The sequence below is a fragment of the Cetobacterium sp. genome (assembly GCF_977044495.1).
Genome location: NZ_CDRRQU010000032.1, coordinates 1 through 22,034 on the forward strand (window position 1 = coordinate 1; position 22,034 = coordinate 22,034).

Below are 22,034 nucleotides of genomic sequence, written 5' to 3' on the forward strand. Positions count from 1 at the left end.
GATAGCTATGGAGGTACACCCAGTAACATTTCGAACCTGGAAGTTAAGCCCATAAACGCTGAAAGTACTTGGGGGGCAGCCCCCTGGGAGGATAGGAAGTTGCCAATCTTTTTTTATTTTTTGTAAAAAAAATGCCTATAGTAGCATTTTTATTGCTACTATAAGCCCCAATAAAACAATTATTAAACTAAATATTTTTTGGTCCATTCTTTTTAAAAGTTGTTTGGCCAAAAATACTCCTAAAAAAATTGTGGGAATTGCAATGGACCCTCTAATTAAAGTAAATGTATTGATATTTTTAAATATGAACAGATACATGAAAAATTTAAATATATTAAGGGTAGTGAAAAATATTGCTCTTGTGCCTATAAAATCTGTTTCTCCCTGCTTGTAGCTAAGTAGGTACACATTGAATATAGGTCCGGAGACATTGGCTAAATAAGAGGAAGCACCACCGAAAACTCCAAATAACCATGAAAGTTTACTGAGTTTATCCTCATACTTTTTAAGAAAGAATAAAATACTGGCAAAGACTATAATAATTGCAATAATTTTTCTAAAAATTTCTTCTGATATACTATTTGCAAAAATAGATGCAACAATCATTCCTGTTACAGAAAAAGGTAAAAGTTTTAAAACAATCTTTTTATCAAAGTTTTTTCTATATAGATAAGAGACATAAAAATCTGCAATTAAGAATGGAATGAACATTATTCCATTTCCTAATCTAGAACCATATATTGAAACTATTATAGGAGAAAAAAGAACTGATGTGGACATTCCCATTAAACTAAATCCTATTCCAATTCCAACAGCAAGCATAAGTAAAATCTCCAAAGTATCCATTTTTACCCCCTAAATTGATATATGAATAACAATAAACAAAAATATAACACCACCTAAAATTTTATGTGCTATAAGTACCTTTTTTTTACATTTTACGGGAACTTTTTTTACGATAAAAGGAAGTGTTCCTAGAATCCAAAATAAACTTAAAAGAAGAATACCACTAAGACCGGTATATTTCTTTAAAACTGAAGGAAATGCAGAGAGCATTCCTAAACCATGTATTGTTCCTAAGATAATAGTTGTTATACCTAATATTTTATGTAATTGAAGATGAGTTAATTTACCATCAAGAATTTTGTTTAAAAATACCTTATATTTATAGTTAAGAATGAAAACAGTAACTGTTAAAATTGCTGAAATAAAAGCTAATAAACCTATAAAAGCAATAATATCTTTTAAATTCATAAAATTCCTCCCAATTATTTTTTATACAATATAAATTATATTCTGAATAAACTAAAAAATCCTTTATAAGAGTGATATAATATGTAAAAAAGAAAAGGGAGAGCCTATGAAAAAAATTATATTTTTAGACAGAGATGGAACGATAAATGTAGAGAAATCATATTTACATAAATGGAAAGATTTTGAATTTGAGAAAAATGCGATAGAAGGTTTAAAGGAGTTAAGAGATTTAGGATATGAATTCATTGTTGTAACTAATCAATCTGGTATTGGTCGTGGCTATTCCACTGAAGAGGATTTGAAAATTTTAAATAATCAAATGACTGAAAAGTTAAAAGAATTTGGAATAGATATTTTAGAGTGTTTTTACTGTCCTCATCATCCAGAAAAAGGAGTTGGAAAATATAAGGTTGATTGTGATTGTAGAAAGCCTAATCCGGGAATGTTGTTGAGAGGAATAGAGAAATATGATGTGGACATAGAAAATTCTTTCATGATTGGGGATAAAAAAGGGGATTTGGAAGCTGGGAAAAAAGCGGGATTGAAGTCAATTTTAGTTCTAACTGGTTATGGTAAAAAAATAGAAGAGGAAATCAAAGGGGAATATCCAATAGGAAAAGATCTTCTAGACATTGCTACTATATTAAAAAATAAAAACTGGAGGTAATCCAGTTTTTTTATATAAAAATTTTTATTAAAATAATAGCTATAAAAATTTGACTTATTCCTACCAATAGTCCATAGAGCGACGCTTTTGGACCTTGCTTGATAAGTTCACTGATATTTACTCTCATACCAATACCGGCAAGAGCAACAATTTCAAATTTAGATGAAATCGCTTTAAATATTTTTGATACCTCGCTAGGAATTAATCCAAAACTAAATAGTATACAAAGAATAAAAAAACCTGTAATATACCAAGGAATAGCTATTTTATTTTTCTTTTTACTATATGCTTCATTTTCTAAAGAAAATTCAGTATCTGTTTCTAGAGTTTTATTATTAAATTTTTTAGAGAGCCAAAGCACAACAACAACGAGAAACACGATTCTTACGATTTTAAAAATAGTTGCCATTTCAAGAATATTATGATTAATCATGCTTCCAGCAGCAATAACTTGCCCAACAGATTGTAAAATTCCACCGATAAGTGCTGAAGTTTGTAAAGTCTTAAAACTATATAGATAGTTAGCTATTGGGATTAGCATAAACATAAGCAAAGTTCCTGTTAAGTTAACGATTGTAATAGATATTCCTTTATCATTATCTTCGGCATTTATAACAGGAGAAGTAGCACCAATTGCAGAAGAACCACAAACTGCGTTTCCACTTGCCATAAGAGCTCTAAAATGTTTGGAGAATCCCAATTTTTTACCAATAAACATAGTTAAAATAATAGTTAAAGTCATTTGTAGGAGAATGAAAGCGATACCAGAAAATCCTAACTGTAAAATAGTATTAATGCTTAAAGTACCCCCCAATAAAACAATTGAATATGAAAGTAAATCACTTTCTGAAAATTTAGAACCAGGAGCAAAAATAGTTGATTTAGCAAAAGTATTTCCAGCTATAAGTCCCAAAAAAATAGCAAGTGGTGCTCCACCAATACTTGGGACAAATTTCCCAAGAAAAACTCCGAGTTGTGCAATAAAAATACAAAGTAGTAGCCCAGGAATAATCTTTTTAGCAGAATTAAATATATTCAAAACAAAAAACCTCCTAAAATATATTGTTACTTTAATTACAATATAACATAAAATTATATAAATTAACAGCTTTTTTTGAATCACAAGTCAAAAACATATAGATATGGGCTATAAATTGACTAATAAATCTAATTATGGTAATATATTGAATAACAAATAACACAATAAAGCTAGGAAGGACGTTAAGAATGTTAGGAGATTTATTAAAGAAGATTTTCGGTACAAGAAACGACAGAGAAGTCAAAAGAATCAAGAAATTAGTAGCAATGATAAATTCATTAGAACCAGAAATTGAAAAACTTTCAGATGATGAATTAAAAGGTAAAACTTATGAATTTAGACAAAGATTAGAAAAAGGGGAAACGTTGGACGATATTCTAGTCGAGGCTTTTGCAGTTGTGAGAGAAGCATCGAAGAGAGTTCATGGAATGAGACATTATGATGTACAATTAATTGGTGGAATCGTACTTCATGAAGGAAAAATAACAGAGATGAAAACGGGGGAAGGAAAAACATTGGTTGCAACAGCTCCAGTTTACTTAAATGCTTTAAGTGGAAAGGGAGTTCATGTTATAACTGTCAATGATTATCTTGCTCAAAGAGATAGAGAGTTAATGGGAAGGGTTTATGACTTTTTAGGGTTAACTTCGGGAGTAATTGTAAATGGAATGGAAAATGCAGCAAGAAAAGCTGCTTATGAGGCTGATATAACGTATGGTACAAACTCTGAATTTGGATTTGACTATTTAAGAGATAATATGGTTAATAAAGTTGAAGACAAAGTTCAAAGACAATTAAATTTTTGTATAGTTGATGAGGTGGATTCAATATTGATTGATGAGGCTAGAACACCGTTAATTATATCAGGAGCAGCTTCAGAAACAACGAAATGGTACTCTATTTTTTGTCAGGTAGCTTTTAGATTAGATAGAAGTTTTGAGACAGAAAAAATAAAAGATGTTAAAACAAAAAAAGAGATGAATATTCCTGATGAAAAATGGGGAGATTATGAGGTAGATGAGAAAGCAAGAAATATAGTTTTAACAGACAAAGGAATTAAGAAAGTAGAACAGTTATTAAATATAGATAATTTATATTCACCAGAACATGTCGAGTTGACACATTATCTAAATCAAGCTTTGAAAGCAAAAGAACTATTTATAAAAGATAGAGACTACTTAATCAGAGAAGGGGAAGTAGTTATCATAGATGAGTTTACAGGAAGAGCTATGGAAGGTAGAAGATATTCTGATGGACTTCACCAAGCTATTGAAGCAAAAGAGGGAGTAAATGTTGCTGGGGAAAATCAGACGTTAGCTTCAATAACACTTCAAAATTATTTTAGAATGTACGATAAATTAGCAGGTATGACAGGAACGGCTGAAACGGAAGCCGCAGAATTTATGCATACATACGGGCTGGAAGTAATTGTAATACCGACAAATAAACCTGTACAAAGAGTTGATTTTCCAGATTTAGTTTATAAAACTAAAAAGGAGAAGACAGACGCTATTATTAAAAGAATAGAGGAACTTTATGCAAAAGGACAGCCGATTTTAGTAGGTACTGTATCAATAAAAAGTTCAGAGGAACTTTCGGAATTACTAAAAGAAAAAGGGATACCACATAATGTGCTTAATGCTAAGTTACATGCAAAAGAAGCAGAGATAGTAGCACAAGCTGGAAGATACAAGGCAGTAACAATAGCTACAAATATGGCGGGTAGAGGAACTGACATCATGTTAGGAGGAAACCCCGAGTTTAGAGCTATTGCAGAGATAGGAAGTAGAGATGCTGGAGATTATCCAGTAATTTTAGATAAATATAAAAGTGAGTGTGAAGAGGAAAAGCAAAAAGTAATTGCGGCAGGTGGACTATTTATTTTAGGTACAGAAAGACATGAATCTAGAAGAATTGATAATCAGTTGAGAGGTAGAGCTGGAAGACAAGGAGATCCTGGAGCGTCTGAATTTTATCTATGCTTAGAAGATGACCTTATGAGATTGTTTGGGTCTGAAAGAATTCAAGGAGTTATGGAGAAGTTAGGATTACCGGAAGGAGAATCTATCCAACATAGAATGATAAATAAAGCTATTGAAAATGCTCAAAAGAAAGTTGAATCAAGAAACTTTGGAATTAGGAAAAATCTTCTTGAATTTGATGATGTAATGAATAAACAAAGAGAAGCTATCTATGCAAGTAGAAATGAAGCTCTGGAAAAAGAGGACTTAAAAGCAACAATTTTAGGAATGTTAAAATCAAGTATTTCTGATATAGTTGTAGAAAAATTTGTAGGAGAATTTAAAGAGGAATGGGATATTGTCGGAGTTAAAGATGCTCTTCTTGAAAAGTATGGATATGAAATAACGGATATGGATGAATACAAGGCTTTGACAGTAGAAGAGTATGTGGATAAGATATATAGAGATATAGAGGCAGAGTATGAGAAAAAGGAAGAGGAAATAACTCCTGAAATTATGAGAAAAGTGGAGAAATACGTTCTGTTTGAGGTTGTGGATGCTAGATGGAGAGAGCATTTAAAAGCTTTAGACGCTTTAAGAGAAGGGATTTATTTAAGATCTTATGGACAAAAAGATCCGCTTGTAGAGTATAAAATTATATCTGGAGATATGTATGCTAGAATGTTATCAACAATAAAAACAGAAACAACGTCATATATGTTTAAAGTTGTTGTTAAAAATCCTGAAGAGGAAGTTGTGGAGCCAGGAGTGGAAGAGGAACTAGATTTTGACTCAGTTTGTAAGTGTGGAAGTGGAAAAATATACGGAAAATGTTGTGGAAGAGTGTAGGGAGGAAAAATGAAAAAAACTATAGTTCTAGTTACAATGCTAGCTGTATTAACAGCGTGTAGTTCACTAAACAAAAATAATGTAAATTTACAAGAAAAGTATAAAGTTGATACAACAGCTATGAAAAATTGGGAAGAGACATTTAGTACTGTAATAATAGGAGAATCCGAGTTAGAAGATTGGTATGGTGCAGACCAACCAATAAGCTATTTAGCTAGAAATCAAAAATTGGACCAAAAACAGGTTAAATTCCTAGATTCACTAAAAACAAAGGGAGAGATAACGGAAGCAGATCAAGAACAGTTTAACTCTATTTTAGAAAAGACTGTAAAAAAACTTCCAAGGGAGTATTATTTAAAGGATGAAAATTTTAAAGATCCTGCAGGGTTAGCAAAATTTATGGTAGCTCAATCTTATGTTAGAATGGCTAATCCATCTAATCATATAGCTAATGAAGTTGCAACAAAAGAGGAGTGGGCTGAGATAGTTGCATTCTCCAAAAAAAATGATTTATCAGAAAAGGAGATAAAGAGATTTAGAAAACTTTTAAATAAGTTTATAAAAAGAGGAGAGTTCTTTGATTCGAAAGCATGGTATTTTGTAGAGGTATCTCCTAGAGTTATACAAGTAAATGATATTTATAAAAAAACAGATAAAACGAAACTGGAGAAGAATAATATAAACGCGAAGGCTTTATACCTTGCCTATTCAGAGTATTTTTCAAAATTAGAAAAGTGGGATGACTAAAAAATTGTGGCGCCTTTAGAGATAAAGGTGCCATTTTTACTTAAAGGAGGAGTTTATGACGGATTTAAGTGAAAGATACGATTTACATACTCATACAACATATTCAGATGGGACATATAATGTGGAAGAACTTTTAAAGAGAGCTAAATATATTGGATTAAAAGGAATTGCTATAACAGATCATGATACAATGGAGGGTGTCTCTGAAGGAAAGGAGATAGCTCAGGAATTGGGTTTAAAGTTTATACCTGGAATAGAGTTCTCATGTTCTTATCAAGGTTATGAAATTCATATTTTAGGATATTTTCTAAATGATAAATCAAAAAAATTGATATCCAAATTAACAGAATTAAAAACAGCTAGAAAAGAAAGAAATGAAAAAATTATCACTAAATTAAATAGTTTAGGACTTAAAATAACAATGGAAGAGGTAGAAAAAGAAGCTACGGGAACTATCATAAGTCGGGCTCATATATGTAATGTCATGATAAATAAAGGATTTGTCTATTCAAAAAGTGAGGCTTTTAAGCAATATTTAGGAAGAAATGGAATAGTGTATGTTGAAAAGGGGAGCTCAGATCCCATTGAGATTATAAAGCTTATAAAAGAGTGTGGAGGAATTTCAGCATTAGCTCATCCCAGTTTAATTTGTGATTCACGAGAAAGAACTGAAAAAATATTGGATGTTCTTTTAGAAGCGGGGTTGGATGGAATAGAGGTAGAATATAGTTCATATACACCAAAAGAAACAAAATATTACAGAAAATTAGCTATGGAAAAAGGTCTAATAAAAGTTGGCGGCTCTGATTTTCATGGTAGCAATAGAGTGGGAGTAGACGTAGGACACGTTTCTATTTTAGAAGAGGATATAAAGGAGTTATTAGAAAAAGGAAGTGAGGAGGAATTATGATTATAGTAACAGGAGCGGCTGGATTTATAGGTAGTGCTTATATTTGGAAATTAAATGAGATGGGAATAAATGATATATTAGCTGTGGATAAATTTAGAACTGAAGAAAAGTGGCTAAATTTAAGAAAGAGAGATTATGCTGATTGGTGTGATAGGGATGAACTTTTTAAATGGCTTGAAAATGAGGAAAATGCAAATAGGGTTACAGCAATTTTACATATGGGAGCTATATCAGCAACAACAGAAAAAGATGGAGACCTATTGATGAAAAATAACTATGAGTATTCAAAAAAGTTATGGGAGTTCTGTGCTGATAAAAATATTGTATATGTTTATGCCTCTTCTGCAGCAACTTACGGTGGAGGAGAGCAAGGATATTGTGATGAGGGAACTCCAGAGGAATTAAAAAAATTAATGCCATTAAATAAATATGGCTATTCTAAAAAATTTTTTGATGATTGGGCATTCAAACAGGAGAAGGCTCCAAGACAGTGGATAGGAGCTAAATTCTTTAATGTCTATGGACCACAAGAGTATCACAAGGGAAGAATGGCTTCAATGGTATTTCATACGTTTAATCAATTTAATGAAAATGGTGGTGTTAGATTATTTAAGTCTCACAAAGAGGGCTATAGAGATGGGGAGCAGTTAAGAGATTTTGTTTATATCAAAGATGTTGTTGATATGCTATATTTTTGTATGTTTAACGAAGTTCCATCAGGAATTTATAACATAGGAACAGGTGAAGCAAGAAGTTTCCATGATCTATCGATGGAAACTATGAAAAACGCTAGTGGGAACTTTGAGTTAAAGACAGAACAAGTGATCGAGTTTATTCCGATGCCAGAGGATTTAAGAGGAAAGTATCAATACTTTACACAAGCATCTATGCGAAAATTGAGAGAAGCGGGATATACTAAAGAATTATATTCTTTAGAAAGTGGAGTAGCTGATTATGTAAAGTACCTTAAAAAAGAGGATAGCTACCTATAGGAGGAGATGAAATGAATCCATTTTTACTAGTTATTATACTGGGAATTGTAGAAGGGATGACAGAGTTTGTTCCTGTAAGTAGTACAGGACATATGATATTGGTGGAGAGATTTATAAACTCTCCTCTTGTATCTAAAAGTTTTATGGATAATTTTTTAGTAATTATACAATTTGGTGCTATTTTATCAGTTGTAGTTTACTTTTGGAAAGATTTGACACCTATTGTGAAAACAAAGGAAGAATTTAGAGAAAAATTTTCTTTATGGACAAAGATAATTGTTGGAGTTTTACCAGCAGGAGTCATTGGATTATTAGCTGATAACTATATATCTGAATTTTTTATGGGAAACACAACAATAGTTGCAAGTATGTTGATTCTATATGGTATTATTTTTATTCTAGTTGAAAAAAGAAAATTAAAGGGGAAAATAACTTCAATAAAAGAGATATCATATAAATTAGCTTTTACAATTGGATTTTTTCAATGTTTAGCTATGATTCCAGGAACATCTCGTTCAGGAGCAACAATAGTGGGTGCATTACTTTTAGGCGTATCTAGGGCAGCAGCAGCAGAATATTCCTTCTTCTTAGCTATTCCAACAATGGCGGGTGCAACGTTGCTAAAACTTGTGAAAAATGGACTTAATTTTACAACATTGGAGTGGCAACTTTTAATGGTTGGAGCTATAGTTTCTTTTGTTGTAGCATATGTTGTTATCAATTGGTTTATGGGATATATAAAAAAGAGAACATTTGTAGCTTTTGGAATATATAGAATCATAATTGGAGTTTTAGTTTTATTATTAATGAAATAGGAAGTGGTGTATTTAAGTGTCAATAGTTACTAACTTTCCTCTAAGCGAAAAAAGTTTAGAGGAGTTTGTAAGAATTATGTTACCTGAAAAAGTAGGTAAAGATATAAAAGGTAGAGTAAGTTATAAACAGAATAAGATAGTTGTAGAAGTTGAGATAGATGGAAAAAAAGCTATTATGGAAGAGGAAAACTTAGAGCACATAATAGAGGATCAAAATTTAATAATGTTGAAAGGCGGACTGTTGAAAGCTTTTAATAAAAGCTATCCATGGGGGAGTTTAATTGGTGTAAGACCTACTAAGATGACAAGAAGACTTATCCAAATGGGATTTTCAAAAGAACGAGTAAAAAGACTTTTAAATAATATGTATCTTGCTAATTTTGATAAAATAGATCTTTTGATGAGAGTAATTGAAACAGAAGAGAGATTATTAAATAAAGATGCAATGAATATGTATATAGGGATTCCTTTTTGTCCATCTAAATGTAGATATTGTTCTTTTGCATCCTACGAAATAAATAGTAGTTTAGGACGTTTTTATCCGAAGTTTGTAGAAACTCTTTTGGAAGAGATTGAACTTGTGGGTGAACTTTCAAAAAATAAAGGTTATAAATATGAATCTTTGTATATAGGTGGTGGGACACCAAGTATTTTAAGCGAAGAGGATACTGAAAGAATATTAAAAGCAATTCATAAAAATATCGATCTTTCAAATTTAAAAGAATTTACTTTTGAAGCTGGAAGAGAGGATGCTATAACGAGAAAAAAGTTGGAGATTCTTAAAGTGTACGGTGTAGATAGAGTAAGTTTAAATCCTCAAACATTCAAGGAACAAACCTTAAAAGAGCTAAATAGAACTTTCAATAGAGGACACTTTGATGAGGTGTATAGAGATATAAAAGAAATCGGTTTTATTTTAAATATGGATTTGATATTGGGATTACCTGGTGAAAGTGTTGAAGATATATTGGAAACTTTAAAGGAAGTAGAAAAATATGAAATTGAAAACTTAACAGTCCATGTATTGGCTAAAAAGAAGGGTTCTCCCTTATATCATGAAAATTTTGAAGAATCTGAAGTTGAGAGATTATTAGTCGAAAATGCAATAGATGAACTTGTAAAAAGAAAAGGAATGGAACCTTATTATATGTATCGTCAAAAAAATAGTTTAGATTGGGGAGAAAATGTAGGATATTCTATTCCAGGATTTGAATCTAGATTCAATATTGAGATGATAGAGGAAAACCAGCAGACTATGGGACTTGGTGGTGGAGCGATAAGTAAGATTATCCATAGAGAGAGTGAGGTTATTGACCAAATTGAGAGACTAGTCAATCCAAAAGATCCAGCACTATATATCGCAGAGATGAAAATAAGGCATAACAAGAAAATAGAACTTTTTTCCAAGGAGATATAGTATGAAAAAGTTAATTTTTTCAATTTTAATTTTATTGATATCGATATTTTCCTATGGGATGATAGATAGCGAATTTAAAATTATTGAGAGTAAAAACACCTTGGACACTCAAAATTTACTTTTAGATATTAATAGAGCAAGTAAAGGGGATATGCTAAAAAGTGGAATATCTCAAAGTTATGTAGATAAGATACTAGAGTATAGAGACATAGTTGGTGGATATAGAAAGTTAGATGAACTGACTAGAATACCCGGAATTGGAAAGAAAACTTACGAAAAACTAAAATTGAAATTTAAGAAACCACAAGAGGTTAAATTAAATAGATTTAATATCAATAAAGTAGATGATATAACTTTAACATATTATGGTTTTAGTAAAAAAGAGGTACAAAATATTAGAAAATATCAGAAAAATAGTATTATAAGAAATAATTTAGAATTAAAAAAAATTATTTCTGTTAAAAAATATGAGGATTTAAAAGACTATATTGATTATTGAGGTGAGAAGAATGAGTAGGTTAATCAGAGGAATAAGCAAAAATGCAAGATTTGTTCTTGTGGATACAAAGGATATTGTACAAGAGGCGTTAAATATTCATAGGTGTAGTCCAACTGCTATATCTGCATTTGGAAGACTCCTTTCTGCGGGAGTTATGATGGGAGCAACCTTAAAAGGAAATGATGTACTGACACTTAGAACTATGACGGATGGATTGTTATCAAGTATGGTAGTAACAGTGGATAAAGATGGAGTGAAGGGATATGTTTCAAATCCAGAAGTAGATTTACCTGCGAAAGAGAATGGTCAACCGAATGTGCAAGAATTGGTAGGAAAAGGAACTTTAAATGTTATTAAAGATTTGGGATTAAAGGATCCTTATGTGGGAGTTTCAACAATAGAAAGTGGAGAAATTGCTTATGATATAGCCTACTATTATGTGACTTCAGAGCAAACGCCGACAGTGATTGCTTTGGGAGTAGATTTAGAAAATGAAACAACTGTGAGATCAGCTGGTGGTTATATGATTCAACTTTTACCGGATGCGGAGGAAAGTTTTATAGTAGAGTTAGAGAAAAAAATTGAAGCGATTAGAAATGTCACAGAGTTATTCAAAGGTGGAATGGATTTAGAAAGAATTTTACATCTTCTATATGAGGATATGAATGATGAAACTCATGAAAAGTTAATAGAACCATATGAAATTTTAGATTCAAAAGAGATTAAATATAATTGTAATTGTGATAGAGAAAAATTCTATAAGGGGATTATAACTTTGGGAAAAGAGCAATTAGAGGAAATATTAGCTGAAAGAGGAGAGGTTGAAGCGGAGTGCCATTTTTGTGGAAAAAGATATTCGTTTAAAAGAGAGGATTTGGGTGAGATACTGTGATTAAATTGATTGGAGTGTTAATTATTCTAATTGGATTTATAATCAAATTAGATACGATAGCTGTTGTTTTAATAGCAGGAATAGCAACTGGACTTGTTGCAGGGATTGATTTTGTTGAGGTTTTAAATATTTTGGGAACAGCGTTTGTTCAGACTAGATATATGACATTATTATTATTAACTCTTTCTGTGGTAGGGATATTGGAAAGAAATGGTCTAAGAGAAAGAGCATCAATTTGTATATCTAAATTAAAGGGTGCAACAGCGGGTAAAGTATTATCAATATATGTGACTGTGAGAATGTTAGCAGCAGTTTTATCAATGAGAATAGGAGGGCACGTTCAATTTATAAGACCGTTGATTTATCCTATGGTAAAAGGAGCTATTGAAAAAGATGGGATAGTGTCTGAGTCATTAGATGAAGATTTAAAAGGCATAACTAATGCTTCAGAAAATTATGCAAACTTTTTTGGTCAAAATGTTTTCGTGGCATCATCAGGGGTTCTTTTAATAGTTGGAACTTTGCAAGAGCTGGGTGTAAAAGTTGAAGCATATAATGTAGCAAAGGCTTCAATACCAGTGGCACTTATAGCTTTAGTATTAGCATATTTTCAATACTATCGTTTAGATAGAAAAATCAAGAAGTTAAGAGCAAAGTAGGAGGCAAAATTTAATGGATGTAAATGTATTATTGGAAATTATGTATATACTTTGCGGAATTATTTTATTTGTAAGCGGTATATATTCATTTTTAGATAAAAATAATCCTAAAAGATTAGGATCGGCAGCATTTTGGTTCATATTTAGTTTTCTGTTTATAGGTGGACCTTATGTGAGTCCGGCTATAATAGGAGGATTGCTTTTAGTAATGGGAGCTTTAAGTGCTACGAAATCTGTTTCACTTGCTTTATTTACTACAAGTACAGAGGAGTTTAGAGAGAAACAAGCTAAAAAGATTGGGAATATGTTGTTTGTTCCAGCGGGTTTAATAGGAGTTGTAGCATTTTCAATAGCTCAATTTACAAAATTAGGAGGTTTAGTTGGGCTAGGGATAGGAGCGATTGTAGCTTTAATTGTCACTATGATAGTAACAAAAGAGCAATTTAATAAAATTCCCTATGATTCAAGTAGAATTTTACAGCAGATGGGACCGACAGTTATTTTACCGCAACTTCTAGGTTCTTTAGGTTCTGTATTTTCTAAGGCGGGAGTTGGTGCCGTAATCGCTAGCTTAATGGGAAGTGTTGTTTCAGAAGGAAGTGTACTAGCGGGAGTAACCATCTATTGTTTAGCAATGGCTATATTTACAATGATTATGGGAAATGGATTCGCAGCATTTGCAGTTATAACAGCAGGGATAGGATATCCATTTGTTATAGCTCAAGGTGGTAATCCTGCAGTTGTTGGAGCTCTTGGTTTGACAGCAGGGTTTTGTGGAACTTTATTGACACCAATGGCAGCTAACTTCAATATAGTCCCAGCGTCTATATTGGAGATGAAAAATAAAAATGGAGTAATATCAAAGCAAGTGGGTGTAGCAGTACCTCTTCTTGCAATACATATTGTGCTTATGTATTTCTTAGCATTTTAATTTTTAGGAGGTAATGTAGTGAAAGTTTTAATAACAGGTTTTGATCCATTTGGAGGAGAGAGTGTAAATCCAGCGTGGGAAGCAGTAAAAGCAATGAAGGATAGTATAGATGGCATAGAGGTAGTAAAATTACAAATACCTACAGTTTTTAAAAAGTCAGCTAAAAAACTTTTTGATGGAATAGTTGAGCATAAACCAGATGTTGTTATATGTATAGGGCAAGCTGGTGGAAGATATGATATATCGGTTGAAAGAGTGGCAATTAACATAGATGATGGTAGAATTCCAGACAATGAGGGATATCAACCTATAGATTCTCCTATCTATGAAGATGGAGAAAATGCATATTTTGCAACTCTTCCAATCAAAGGTATTGTCGAAGAGATAAGGTCAGAAAAAATACCTGCTTCAGTTTCAAATACAGCGGGAACATATGTATGTAATCATATAATGTATTCATTGCTTTATTATATCTCAAAAAATAATTTAGAAATAAAGGGTGGGTTTATTCATGTTCCCTATATAACAGAGCAAGTTATCGATAAGAAAAACACACCATATATGGAAGTTACAACTATAACAAAAGCTTTGGAATGTGCTGTTCAAGCTTTAAATAAATATAAATTTGATATTAAAATTTCAGGTGGTAAGGAGTTTTAATAGAAAAAACCCATCATTAGATGGGTTTTTCTATTAATCTTCAATAATTCCAAGAATTTCATCTAAATCCAATAGAATGTAGTCATTGGAAGAGTTATTAATTTTAATTCCGGATTTTTTGGAGAAGATAACTTTGTCACTAATATGAAATAACGAGTTTACTTCAGAGTTAGAACTTAAAGATACTATTTCACCAATCCTATAATTTTTTTCCTCATTATTTTGTATTAATATGATACCTGTGGATGTTTTTTCTTCTGGATTTACAGTTTTAATAAGAACTCTTTTTCCAATAGGTTTAATTTTCATATATACCTCCTAAAATATTTTAAGATACTAAAATTGTAACAAAAAAAAATAAAAAAGCAATAGAAATAAAAAGAAGAGATGACGGGACATCTCTTCTTAAAACGGGTTTTTAACCAATCAACTGGAGGGTTGTTGGCTATTTTATATAATAAGTTTAGCACCTTATTATCAACTTATGATATAATCAAATAAAGATATAAGATTTTATTTAATTTAGTAAAAAAATATCTTTAAAAATATACAAATTGTTTTACTAGGTAAAATATACATTAAAAAAATGGGTTTGTCAATAAAAAAGTGAAGGAGTTGAGGATGGATTTTAAAAGTCAAAATAAAAATATTACAAATTTATTAAAATTTATCAATCGGTGTGGCGGGTCTAATAAACTAGAAATTGCTGAGAACATAATGGTTTCACCAGCTGCTTTAACAAAAATTTCTAAAAAACTGCTTGGAGACAATATACTTATTGAAAAGAAATATGTAGATGAAAATAATAGAAAAAGAAATCTTTTAGTAATAAACTATGAAAGATTTTGTTCGATAGGTGTATTAATAGAAGAAGAGTTTACAAAAGTTATTTTGACGAATTTAAAAAATGATATTTTAGATGAATTAAAGTTCAAAAATAATTATAATGGAGACTTTGATGAGTATTTAAAATCTTTGCTTGAATTTATTGATAAACTTGTAAAAGCGAATAAAGTTTTATCTGAAAAAATTTTAGGGGTAGGCATAGTTGTAACGAGCAAATTTATTCTAAAAAAATCAATAGACCTATTTAAAGAAGATAGCTTTTCACCTTTGAAAAAAATAATTATGGAAAAGTTTTCAGGATATGTATTTGTTGAAACAGAAATTAGAGCAGAAGCACTATATGAAGCTTTTTTAAATCCAACATACAAGAATTTTTTCCTAGTTAAATATGGAGAAAAAAGGGGAAGTGCTATTGTTATAGATAGCAAACTTGTAAATCCTGCTATCTCCCATTATAGATCAATGGGGACCAGACACTTTATAATAGAGCCTAATTCAGATGTTTATTGTGAAGTTTGTAAGAAAAAAGGATGCTTTGATACAATGGTTTCGCCTCAAAATATATATGAAGAGATTTTAAAAGAAAATAATCATTCTACTCGTATAGTTGAAAAGTATGAGAATATGAGTTTTGAAGAGTTTATAAAAAGGGCAGAAGGAGGAGAGATTACAGAGTGCAAGGCTCTTAGAAAAGTAGCAAGATATATTGCAATACTTATGATTAATCACAACAATTTACTCCCATTAGATGTATTTTTACTTTCTGGAAGAGTTTTTAAAAGTACACTTTTTCTAAGTTACTTAAAAATGTATTTACAGGAGTTTCAACTAGGGGAAGTTCATGAAAAACTTATAGTTTTAGATAAACATTTTGAAAGAGAGGAGTTAATAACATCCTTTCTACCAATAAATTATATTTTTTATAATTACAATTTTCAAGATAATTTAGAAGAGTAATTTTTAAGAGATAGAAAACTATCTCTTTTTTTTATAAAATAATTTCATGTAGTAAAATTAAAATAAAAATATAAAAATGGACTTTTCTTTTAATAATAAGGGGTTATAGTTCATAAACAAACAAAAAAATAATTTACTTGGAAAAATTATGTTTACAAATTTTAAAAAATATTGTATAAAGAATACAGTGGAAAGAGATATTTTTTACTTAGAAAAATTATTTTTTAATAACACAATTAAAAATCGGAGGGGATTTTATGAAAAAATTAGCACTTTTTTTAGGATCTTTACTTGTTGTAGGAACTGCGGTTCAAGCCAAAGAGGTTGTTGTAGCGCCAGTTGAAGTATCAAAAGAGGTTATAGTTGTAGCTGAACCTGTAGTTGAGGAGGTTGTAGTTGCACCAGTATTTAAACCAACAGGATATGTGGGATTACAATATAAAGCTTATGGTGAAACAGAGGGGCATGGAGATAAAATAACAAGAGATGCAAATGGAGCTCCTGCATCTGACGACAATCAAGATACATGGAATAGAGGAGCTAATAACTACTCTAGACTTGAGACAACTTTTGGTATTCAAGCAACTGAAAACTTCAAGTTAGAGGGAAGAATTAGAGATTATAATAATTTAGAAAGAAATGATGGTAATTATAAAAACTCTAAAAATGGAACTGAGACAAGATTAAGAGCATATTATCAACATAATGATTGGTTCACTTCAAGAGTACAGTATAGAGATGAAGAGAATGATTCTCAAAATTTAGAGTACCAAGCAAGATTTACAGCATATAAAAATGAAGGAGCACTGTTAAGTAAGTTATTATTTGCTCCAAAAGTATACCATTCATTCCCAGAAGATGGTGGATCTGATTATATGAACACTATCGGTATGGATATCGAATATGCAGGTAACTTACCATTAGGATTTACTTGGGATGGTACAATCTACTTAAATCAGAACTTCTATGGACAAGACTTCTATAAAGATGTAGATTTAACAACAAATACATTAACAGGTAGAAAAGATAAAGAATTTGTAGCAGAGTGGGAGATTTATTTATATAGAAATGTTGCGTTATACTCAACAGATAAGTATGGAATAGACTTTAATTTTGAGGGTGGATATGACCCATATGTATTTGGACAGTATGACAAATATACAAAAAATCAGACTACTGGAAAAATTTCTAAATCAGCTAAAACAACTTATAGTTTATACGCATTGCTAACTTTAGATGCTGAGTATAAAGTGACAGAAAACTTTGCGGTAAACGCTGGAGTTGGAGCAGAGTATAGAAACTGGAGTAACACAGCTCAAGATTCAGCTTCTCACTGGAGATGGCAACCACTTGCATACGTAGGAATGAAAACAACATTCTAATAGATGTAATAAAAAACCCCTGGATTTATTCCAAGGGTTTTATTTTTATTACAACGATTTAATATCCTCCGTAATTGTCAGCAGCCAAAATAGCGGCCAAAACTTTTTCAGGAGTGACTTCAAAAGGCATATTATGAATTGTTTCACCTGGAGCACAAGCTAGTTTAGCGACTTCCAAAAGTTTTTCCCTTTCAATAGAATTGATACCTAAATCTTGTAAAGATGTAGGTAATCCAATATTTTTACAGAAGAATAGAACTTCATCAATTTCATCCATAGGTGCATTCTCAAGAAATAATTGAACTAAAGTACCAAAAGCTACTTTCTCTCCATGATAGAACTCGTGGCACTCTTCTAGAGCAGTTAATCCATTGTGAATAGCATGAGCAGCAGCAAGTCCTCCACTTTCAAAACCAATTCCACTTAGATATGTATTTGCTTCGATAATATTTTCTACAGCTTTTGTACAGGCACATTTTTGTGCAGCAAACATAGCTTTTTCTCCATCCGCTATAAGTGTATCAAAGCATAGTTTAGCTAGAGCCAGAGCAGCTTTAGTAGGGAGTCCACCTGCCATGTTTAAAGCTCCAGATTGTTCACAAGCTCTAGCTTCAAAGTATGTGGCTAAAGCATCTCCCATTCCACTCGCCAAAAGTCTAGCGGGAGCCTTAGCAATGATTTCAGTATCCATTAAAACTATATCAGGATTATTAGGTAAAATAAGATATTCATCAAAAATGCCATCATCTGTGTAAAGAACAGATAATGCACTACAAGGAGCATCAGTAGATGCAATGGTAGGAACAATTATAACAGGAAGATTTGAATAATAGGAAAGAGCTTTGGCAGTATCTAGAGTTTTTCCACCACCGACTCCAATAACAATTTCAGATTTTTTTTCTTTTAGAATTTTTTTCAATCTATTAATCTCAGTTTTTGAACACTCTCCATTGAAAATTTCAAAAGTAGCAACTAAGTTTTCTTTTTTAAAACTGTCTTTTATGGTATTCTCAGTGATGCTCATGACAAAATTATCAGCAATAATAAAAGCATTTTTTTTTGCATATTTTGCAATATTGCTTAAAGAGTTAGCTCCTTGAATATATTTACTCGGTGATAAAATAATGTTTTCCATATTAGTACCTCCACAATCTTTAATAAAAAGAACTTCAATACATATTTATTACCATTAAACTCTTAATTTGTAAATAGAAAAGTGGTATAATCTAATAAAAAAGGATGGTGGAAGATGCTGAAACTTTTTGATGCAATTGAAGAGAATGAGCCAAAAAAAAGAATAGATAAATTGAGGAAAGAGATAGAGCGTTATAATTACTATTATTATACTAAAAATGAGTCTATAGTTTCAGATTTTGAATTTGATAATCTTTTAAAAGAGTTGGAAAAGTTAGAAAGAGAGTATCCAGAGCTTAAAGTGGAGATATCTCCGACAAAACACGTAGGAGCTATTGATTTAAAAGAATCAAAATTTAAAAAAGTTATTCATAAAAAACCTATGTTAAGTTTAAATAATTCATACAATATAGAAGATGTGATTGCTTTTACAGAGAGAATAGAGAAAAATCTTGAATATAAACATGAAAAGTTGGAGTATGTTCTTGAGTTAAAATTAGATGGAGCTAGCATAAGTGTTACATATGAAAAGGGAGAACTTGTGAGGGCAGTGACGAGAGGGGATGGAATAGAAGGGGAAGATGTAACAGAAAATATCTTAGCTATCGATACAATTCCTAACTATTTAAAAGAGAATATTGATTTGGAGGTCAGAGGTGAAATTGTTTTACCTTTGAGTCAATTTGAAAAATTAAATGAAGAAAGACTGGCAAACGAAGAGGACATATTTGCTAATCCAAGAAATGCAGCCAGTGGAACTCTAAGACAGTTGGATTCAGAAATTGTTAGAGAAAGAGGCTTGGATGCATATTTTTATTATTTAGTTGAGCCTTTAAAATATGGATTTAAAACTCATAAAGAGAGTTTGGATTACTTGGAGAGAGTTGGAATAAAAACAACAAAGGTAGCTGAAGTAATAGATGATTTAACCATTATGGAAAAAAGAATTGCCTACTGGGAGGAAGAGAGAGAAAAGTTAGATTTTGAAACAGATGGACTAGTAATAAAATTAAATAATATTGCTCTATGGGATGATGTTGGTTATACAACGAAAAGCCCAAGATGGGCTATAGCTTATAAATTTCCGGCAAAGCAGGTTACAACTAAGCTTTTAAATATAACTTGGCAAGTGGGAAGAACTGGAAAAGTGACTCCAGTAGCTGAGTTAGAAGAAGTTGAATTATCTGGAAGTAGAGTTAAAAGAGCTAGTTTGCACAATATAGATGAGATTTTAAGAAAAGATATTAGAATAGGGGATAGAGTATTTATAGAAAAAGCTGCTGAAATTATTCCACAAGTTATAAGTTCTGTAAAAGAGGTTAGAACTGGTGAAGAAAAAGAGGTTACTCCTCCAACATCCTGCCCAGAGTGCGGATCAATTTTGGAGAAAGAGGATGGACTAGTTGATTTAAAATGCGTAAACTCTGAGTGTCCAGCAATTATACAAGGGAGCATTGAATATTTTGTATCGAGAGATGGAATGAATATAGGGGGATTTGGAAGTAAGATTGTAGCGAGAATGTTAGAACTTAATTATATAAAGGATATTACAGATATATATAGTTTAGCAAAGTATAAAGAGGAGCTTATGGAACTGGATAAAATGGGAGAGAAAAGTGTAGAAAAACTTTTGGCTTCAATAGAAAAAAGTAAAGAGAGACCATACTCTAAAACGTTGTATGCTTTAGGAATACCTTTTGTTGGAAAATTTTTAGGTAATGTTTTAGCAAAGAAAAGCAAGAATATAGATAGATTGTCCCAAATGACAAAAGAGGAACTTTTGGAAATTGATGGTATTGGAGATAAAGTCGCTGAATCTGTTTATAAATTTTTTAGAGATGAAAAATCAATGGAAATAATAAGGAAGTTACAAAAATATGGGGTGAATTTTGGAAAAAAAGATGAGGAGATTGATAAAAAAACGGTTGAAAACGGTAAACTTTTAGGAAAAACATTTCTATTTACAGGAAAACTACAAAAATTTAAAAGAGAGGAAATTAAAGATTTGATAGAATCCTTGGGCGGAATAAATCTTTCATCTGTAAGTAAAAAATTGGATTATTTAATTGTTGGAGAGGATGCTGGAAGTAAGTTAACAAAGGCAAAAGAGATTGGAACAATAAACATTTTAACAGAGGATGAGTTTATAGAATTAACTAAATAGTAAAAAAATTATGATTTTTATAGAGCTAAAATCAGTAGTTTTAAAAATATTTTTTGGTTCAAAATTGTTAAATAATTTAGTTATTTTTTTATCTTTGTTGATTTCTTATTTATCCTAGGGTATACTCCTATTACTTATTTAAGTATGTTATAATATTTAGGGGGGATTATGTTTATTAGAAAATTAATTTTAGGATCGTTATTTTTATCAACTGTAACTGTTTCTATGGCTAAAACTGTTGTGACAGGGGAAAGGTTTAAAAATAAGCAAGTTATATCATCATTGGATGTTGATGATTTACAACCTGGTAAGTATGAATTGTTTATGAAACTTACGGAAAATAGTATAGGGCAACCATATTATGTTCCAGTAACAGTAATTAAAGGAAAAAATCCTGGACCAAAGTTTATGTTAACTTCAGGTGTTCACGGAGATGAGATTAATTCTATTTTAGCTCTTAATAAAGTTAAGGGTAAGCTTACTTCTAAAAATATCAATGGAACTGTAACGATAGTTCATATGCTCAATATTCCTGGAATTCTATCTAATTCTAGAAATTATCTTTCAACAGGAAGATATCCGTCAAGTACAAACTTGAATAGAGGAATTGATGCTGGAGACGATACTTATTCGGAAGAGATTTATTCTAAAAAACTTTGGGAGGATATACTTAAACCAAATGCTGATTTTGCAATAGATATGCATACTGGTGGAGCCACAAAATTTCCGTTTCTTATATATTTAACAGACAATAATGCTAAAGTTAAGAAAATGGCTGAAATATCTGGAGCAGATATTGCCAAAATAGAACTTGAAGGTACTGAAGGAGCTGTTGAAGATGCGTATTTAAAGTTTGGAGTACCAGCCATAACTTATGAAGTTGGTACTGGAACAAAAATTGAACCTGAATTAGTAGATAGAGCTGTAGATGGGGTGATGAATACTCTTGTTTATTCTGGAAATATGAAGGGAACGATAAAAAATAAAAAAAAGCCAGAGTTTGTTAACGAATGGAATAGAATATCCGCTGAAAATGCAGGAATGGTTGAATATAAAGTTAAGTTAAATGACAAAGTTAAAGTTGGAGATATAGTCGCTGTTGGTTATGATAATTTTGGAAATGTTATTGCAGAATACAGGACAGATAAATCTGGGATAGTGGCTTCTTTAAGAGATTACCCATTCTTTGAAAAAGGTTATACTGTTGGAAGAGTAGCTTATAAGGTAGATTCAAAGAAAAATTAATCATAAAAAATAAA

21 protein-coding genes and 1 rRNA gene are annotated in these 22,034 nt (G+C 31.1%); 17 read left to right on the plus strand and 5 right to left on the minus strand.

Annotated features, from left to right (window positions below; translation table 11 throughout):
• A 5S ribosomal RNA gene (gene rrf / locus ACWI69_RS08445) occupies positions 1–108 on the plus strand; the annotation flags it as partial.
• 27 nt (positions 109–135) lie between these two features.
• Here rrf and ACWI69_RS08450 read toward each other — a convergent pair.
• Together ACWI69_RS08450 and ACWI69_RS08455 are read right to left on the minus strand one after the other, a co-directional pair.
• Positions 136–846 carry a sulfite exporter TauE/SafE family protein gene (locus ACWI69_RS08450; RefSeq protein ID WP_448821403.1) on the minus strand — a complete coding sequence of 237 codons (711 nt, stop codon included), beginning with the start codon at positions 844–846 and terminating at the stop codon, positions 136–138.
• 9 nt (positions 847–855) lie between these two features.
• A complete protein-coding gene (locus ACWI69_RS08455) occupies positions 856–1,254 on the minus strand; it encodes a hypothetical protein (RefSeq protein WP_448821404.1) in 399 nt (132 codons plus the stop codon).
• 106 nt (positions 1,255–1,360) lie between these two features.
• Here ACWI69_RS08455 and gmhB point away from each other — a divergent pair, with 106 nt between their 5' ends.
• Positions 1,361–1,921, plus strand: coding sequence for a D-glycero-beta-D-manno-heptose 1,7-bisphosphate 7-phosphatase (gmhB, locus tag ACWI69_RS08460; protein ID WP_448821405.1), 561 nt, complete (start codon positions 1,361–1,363; stop codon positions 1,919–1,921).
• 10 nt (positions 1,922–1,931) lie between these two features.
• Here gmhB and ACWI69_RS08465 read toward each other — a convergent pair whose 3' ends face one another.
• Complete coding sequence (locus ACWI69_RS08465; protein WP_448821406.1) at positions 1,932–2,960, minus strand: YeiH family protein; 1,029 nt, start codon at positions 2,958–2,960, stop codon at positions 1,932–1,934.
• A 188-nt stretch (positions 2,961–3,148) separates the two neighbouring features.
• On the opposite strand from ACWI69_RS08465, the gene secA reads away from it, so the two are divergent.
• Genes secA through pcp form a run of 11 tightly spaced genes read left to right on the plus strand, consistent with a single transcriptional unit; the run spans position 3,149 to position 14,292 of the window.
• On the plus strand, positions 3,149–5,770 hold the full coding sequence (gene secA, locus ACWI69_RS08470; RefSeq protein WP_448821407.1) for a preprotein translocase subunit SecA: 2,622 nt from the start codon (positions 3,149–3,151) through the stop codon (positions 5,768–5,770).
• A gap of 9 nt (positions 5,771–5,779) precedes the next feature.
• Positions 5,780–6,517 carry a hypothetical protein gene (locus ACWI69_RS08475; RefSeq protein WP_448821408.1) on the plus strand — a complete coding sequence of 246 codons (738 nt, stop codon included), beginning with the start codon at positions 5,780–5,782 and terminating at the stop codon, positions 6,515–6,517.
• Positions 6,518–6,572: 55 nt separating this feature from the next.
• Positions 6,573–7,427, plus strand: coding sequence for a PHP domain-containing protein (locus tag ACWI69_RS08480; protein WP_448821409.1), 855 nt, complete (start codon positions 6,573–6,575; stop codon positions 7,425–7,427).
• Complete coding sequence (gene rfaD, locus ACWI69_RS08485; RefSeq protein WP_448821410.1) at positions 7,424–8,419, plus strand: ADP-glyceromanno-heptose 6-epimerase; 996 nt, start codon at positions 7,424–7,426, stop codon at positions 8,417–8,419. Before ACWI69_RS08480 ends, rfaD begins: the two co-directional genes overlap by 4 nt.
• Positions 8,420–8,430: 11 nt before the next feature.
• On the plus strand, positions 8,431–9,234 hold the full coding sequence (locus tag ACWI69_RS08490; protein ID WP_448821411.1) for an undecaprenyl-diphosphate phosphatase: 804 nt from the start codon (positions 8,431–8,433) through the stop codon (positions 9,232–9,234).
• Positions 9,235–9,250: 16 nt separating this feature from the next.
• Positions 9,251–10,651 carry a coproporphyrinogen III oxidase gene (locus ACWI69_RS08495; RefSeq protein WP_448821412.1) on the plus strand — a complete coding sequence of 467 codons (1,401 nt, stop codon included), beginning with the start codon at positions 9,251–9,253 and terminating at the stop codon, positions 10,649–10,651.
• A gap of 1 nt (position 10,652) precedes the next feature.
• Positions 10,653–11,150: a helix-hairpin-helix domain-containing protein gene (locus ACWI69_RS08500; protein WP_448821413.1), complete on the plus strand. Its 498-nt coding sequence runs from the start codon at positions 10,653–10,655 to the stop codon at positions 11,148–11,150.
• Positions 11,151–11,160: 10 nt separating this feature from the next.
• The gene (hslO, locus tag ACWI69_RS08505; protein WP_448821414.1) at positions 11,161–12,042 is read left to right on the plus strand and encodes an Hsp33 family molecular chaperone HslO; all 882 of its coding nucleotides are present in this window, start codon (positions 11,161–11,163) and stop codon (positions 12,040–12,042) included.
• A complete protein-coding gene (locus ACWI69_RS08510) occupies positions 12,039–12,701 on the plus strand; it encodes a DUF969 domain-containing protein (protein ID WP_448821415.1) in 663 nt (220 codons plus the stop codon). Before hslO ends, ACWI69_RS08510 begins: the two co-directional genes overlap by 4 nt.
• Positions 12,702–12,714: 13 nt before the next feature.
• Positions 12,715–13,632 (plus strand): DUF979 domain-containing protein, encoded by a 918-nt coding sequence (locus ACWI69_RS08515; RefSeq protein WP_448821416.1) that lies wholly within the window; start codon positions 12,715–12,717, stop codon positions 13,630–13,632.
• A gap of 18 nt (positions 13,633–13,650) precedes the next feature.
• Complete coding sequence (pcp, locus tag ACWI69_RS08520) at positions 13,651–14,292, plus strand: pyroglutamyl-peptidase I (protein WP_448821417.1); 642 nt, start codon at positions 13,651–13,653, stop codon at positions 14,290–14,292.
• A 33-nt stretch (positions 14,293–14,325) separates the two neighbouring features.
• Here pcp and ACWI69_RS08525 read toward each other — a convergent pair whose 3' ends face one another.
• Positions 14,326–14,601 (minus strand): hypothetical protein, encoded by a 276-nt coding sequence (locus tag ACWI69_RS08525; protein ID WP_448821418.1) that lies wholly within the window; start codon positions 14,599–14,601, stop codon positions 14,326–14,328.
• 312 nt (positions 14,602–14,913) lie between these two features.
• On the opposite strand from ACWI69_RS08525, the gene ACWI69_RS08530 reads away from it, so the two are divergent.
• Positions 14,914–16,095, plus strand: a complete 1,182-nt coding sequence (locus ACWI69_RS08530) for an ROK family protein (protein WP_448821419.1) — start codon at positions 14,914–14,916, stop codon at positions 16,093–16,095.
• Between the two features lie 257 nt (positions 16,096–16,352).
• Positions 16,353–17,477, plus strand: a complete 1,125-nt coding sequence (locus ACWI69_RS08535; RefSeq protein WP_448821420.1) for a FomA family porin-like outer membrane protein — start codon at positions 16,353–16,355, stop codon at positions 17,475–17,477.
• Positions 17,478–17,535: 58 nt separating this feature from the next.
• Here ACWI69_RS08535 and ACWI69_RS08540 read toward each other — a convergent pair whose 3' ends face one another.
• Positions 17,536–18,612 (minus strand): glycerol dehydrogenase, encoded by a 1,077-nt coding sequence (locus ACWI69_RS08540; RefSeq protein WP_448821421.1) that lies wholly within the window; start codon positions 18,610–18,612, stop codon positions 17,536–17,538.
• Between the two features lie 114 nt (positions 18,613–18,726).
• On the opposite strand from ACWI69_RS08540, the gene ligA reads away from it, so the two are divergent.
• Both ligA and ACWI69_RS08550 read left to right on the plus strand, forming a co-directional pair.
• Positions 18,727–20,775, plus strand: coding sequence for an NAD-dependent DNA ligase LigA (gene ligA, locus ACWI69_RS08545; protein ID WP_448821422.1), 2,049 nt, complete (start codon positions 18,727–18,729; stop codon positions 20,773–20,775).
• Positions 20,776–20,943: 168 nt separating this feature from the next.
• Positions 20,944–22,020: a succinylglutamate desuccinylase/aspartoacylase family protein gene (locus ACWI69_RS08550; protein ID WP_448821423.1), complete on the plus strand. Its 1,077-nt coding sequence runs from the start codon at positions 20,944–20,946 to the stop codon at positions 22,018–22,020.
• The last annotated feature ends 14 nt before the right edge of the window (positions 22,021–22,034 follow it).

Excerpts from the sequence above, each read along its gene's own strand:
- ligA (WP_448821422.1), top strand. The coding sequence starts at position 18,727 with ATGCTGAAACTTTTTGATGCAATTGAAGAGAATGAGCCAAAAAAAAGA.
- hslO (WP_448821414.1), top strand. The coding sequence starts at position 11,161 with ATGAGTAGGTTAATCAGAGGAATAAGCAAAAATGCAAGATTTGTTCTT.
- ACWI69_RS08535 (WP_448821420.1), top strand. The coding sequence starts at position 16,353 with ATGAAAAAATTAGCACTTTTTTTAGGATCTTTACTTGTTGTAGGAACT.
- ACWI69_RS08480 (WP_448821409.1), top strand. The coding sequence starts at position 6,573 with ATGACGGATTTAAGTGAAAGATACGATTTACATACTCATACAACATAT.
- ACWI69_RS08450 (WP_448821403.1), bottom strand. The coding sequence starts at position 846 with ATGGATACTTTGGAGATTTTACTTATGCTTGCTGTTGGAATTGGAATA.
- secA (WP_448821407.1), top strand. The coding sequence starts at position 3,149 with ATGTTAGGAGATTTATTAAAGAAGATTTTCGGTACAAGAAACGACAGA.
- ACWI69_RS08525 (WP_448821418.1), bottom strand. The coding sequence starts at position 14,601 with ATGAAAATTAAACCTATTGGAAAAAGAGTTCTTATTAAAACTGTAAAT.
- ACWI69_RS08515 (WP_448821416.1), top strand. The coding sequence starts at position 12,715 with ATGGATGTAAATGTATTATTGGAAATTATGTATATACTTTGCGGAATT.
- ACWI69_RS08475 (WP_448821408.1), top strand. The coding sequence starts at position 5,780 with ATGAAAAAAACTATAGTTCTAGTTACAATGCTAGCTGTATTAACAGCG.
- ACWI69_RS08500 (WP_448821413.1), top strand. The coding sequence starts at position 10,653 with ATGAAAAAGTTAATTTTTTCAATTTTAATTTTATTGATATCGATATTT.
- ACWI69_RS08530 (WP_448821419.1), top strand. The coding sequence starts at position 14,914 with ATGGATTTTAAAAGTCAAAATAAAAATATTACAAATTTATTAAAATTT.
- ACWI69_RS08550 (WP_448821423.1), top strand. The coding sequence starts at position 20,944 with ATGTTTATTAGAAAATTAATTTTAGGATCGTTATTTTTATCAACTGTA.
- rfaD (WP_448821410.1), top strand. The coding sequence starts at position 7,424 with ATGATTATAGTAACAGGAGCGGCTGGATTTATAGGTAGTGCTTATATT.
- ACWI69_RS08540 (WP_448821421.1), bottom strand. The coding sequence starts at position 18,612 with ATGGAAAACATTATTTTATCACCGAGTAAATATATTCAAGGAGCTAAC.
- ACWI69_RS08455 (WP_448821404.1), bottom strand. The coding sequence starts at position 1,254 with ATGAATTTAAAAGATATTATTGCTTTTATAGGTTTATTAGCTTTTATT.
- ACWI69_RS08490 (WP_448821411.1), top strand. The coding sequence starts at position 8,431 with ATGAATCCATTTTTACTAGTTATTATACTGGGAATTGTAGAAGGGATG.
- gmhB (WP_448821405.1), top strand. The coding sequence starts at position 1,361 with ATGAAAAAAATTATATTTTTAGACAGAGATGGAACGATAAATGTAGAG.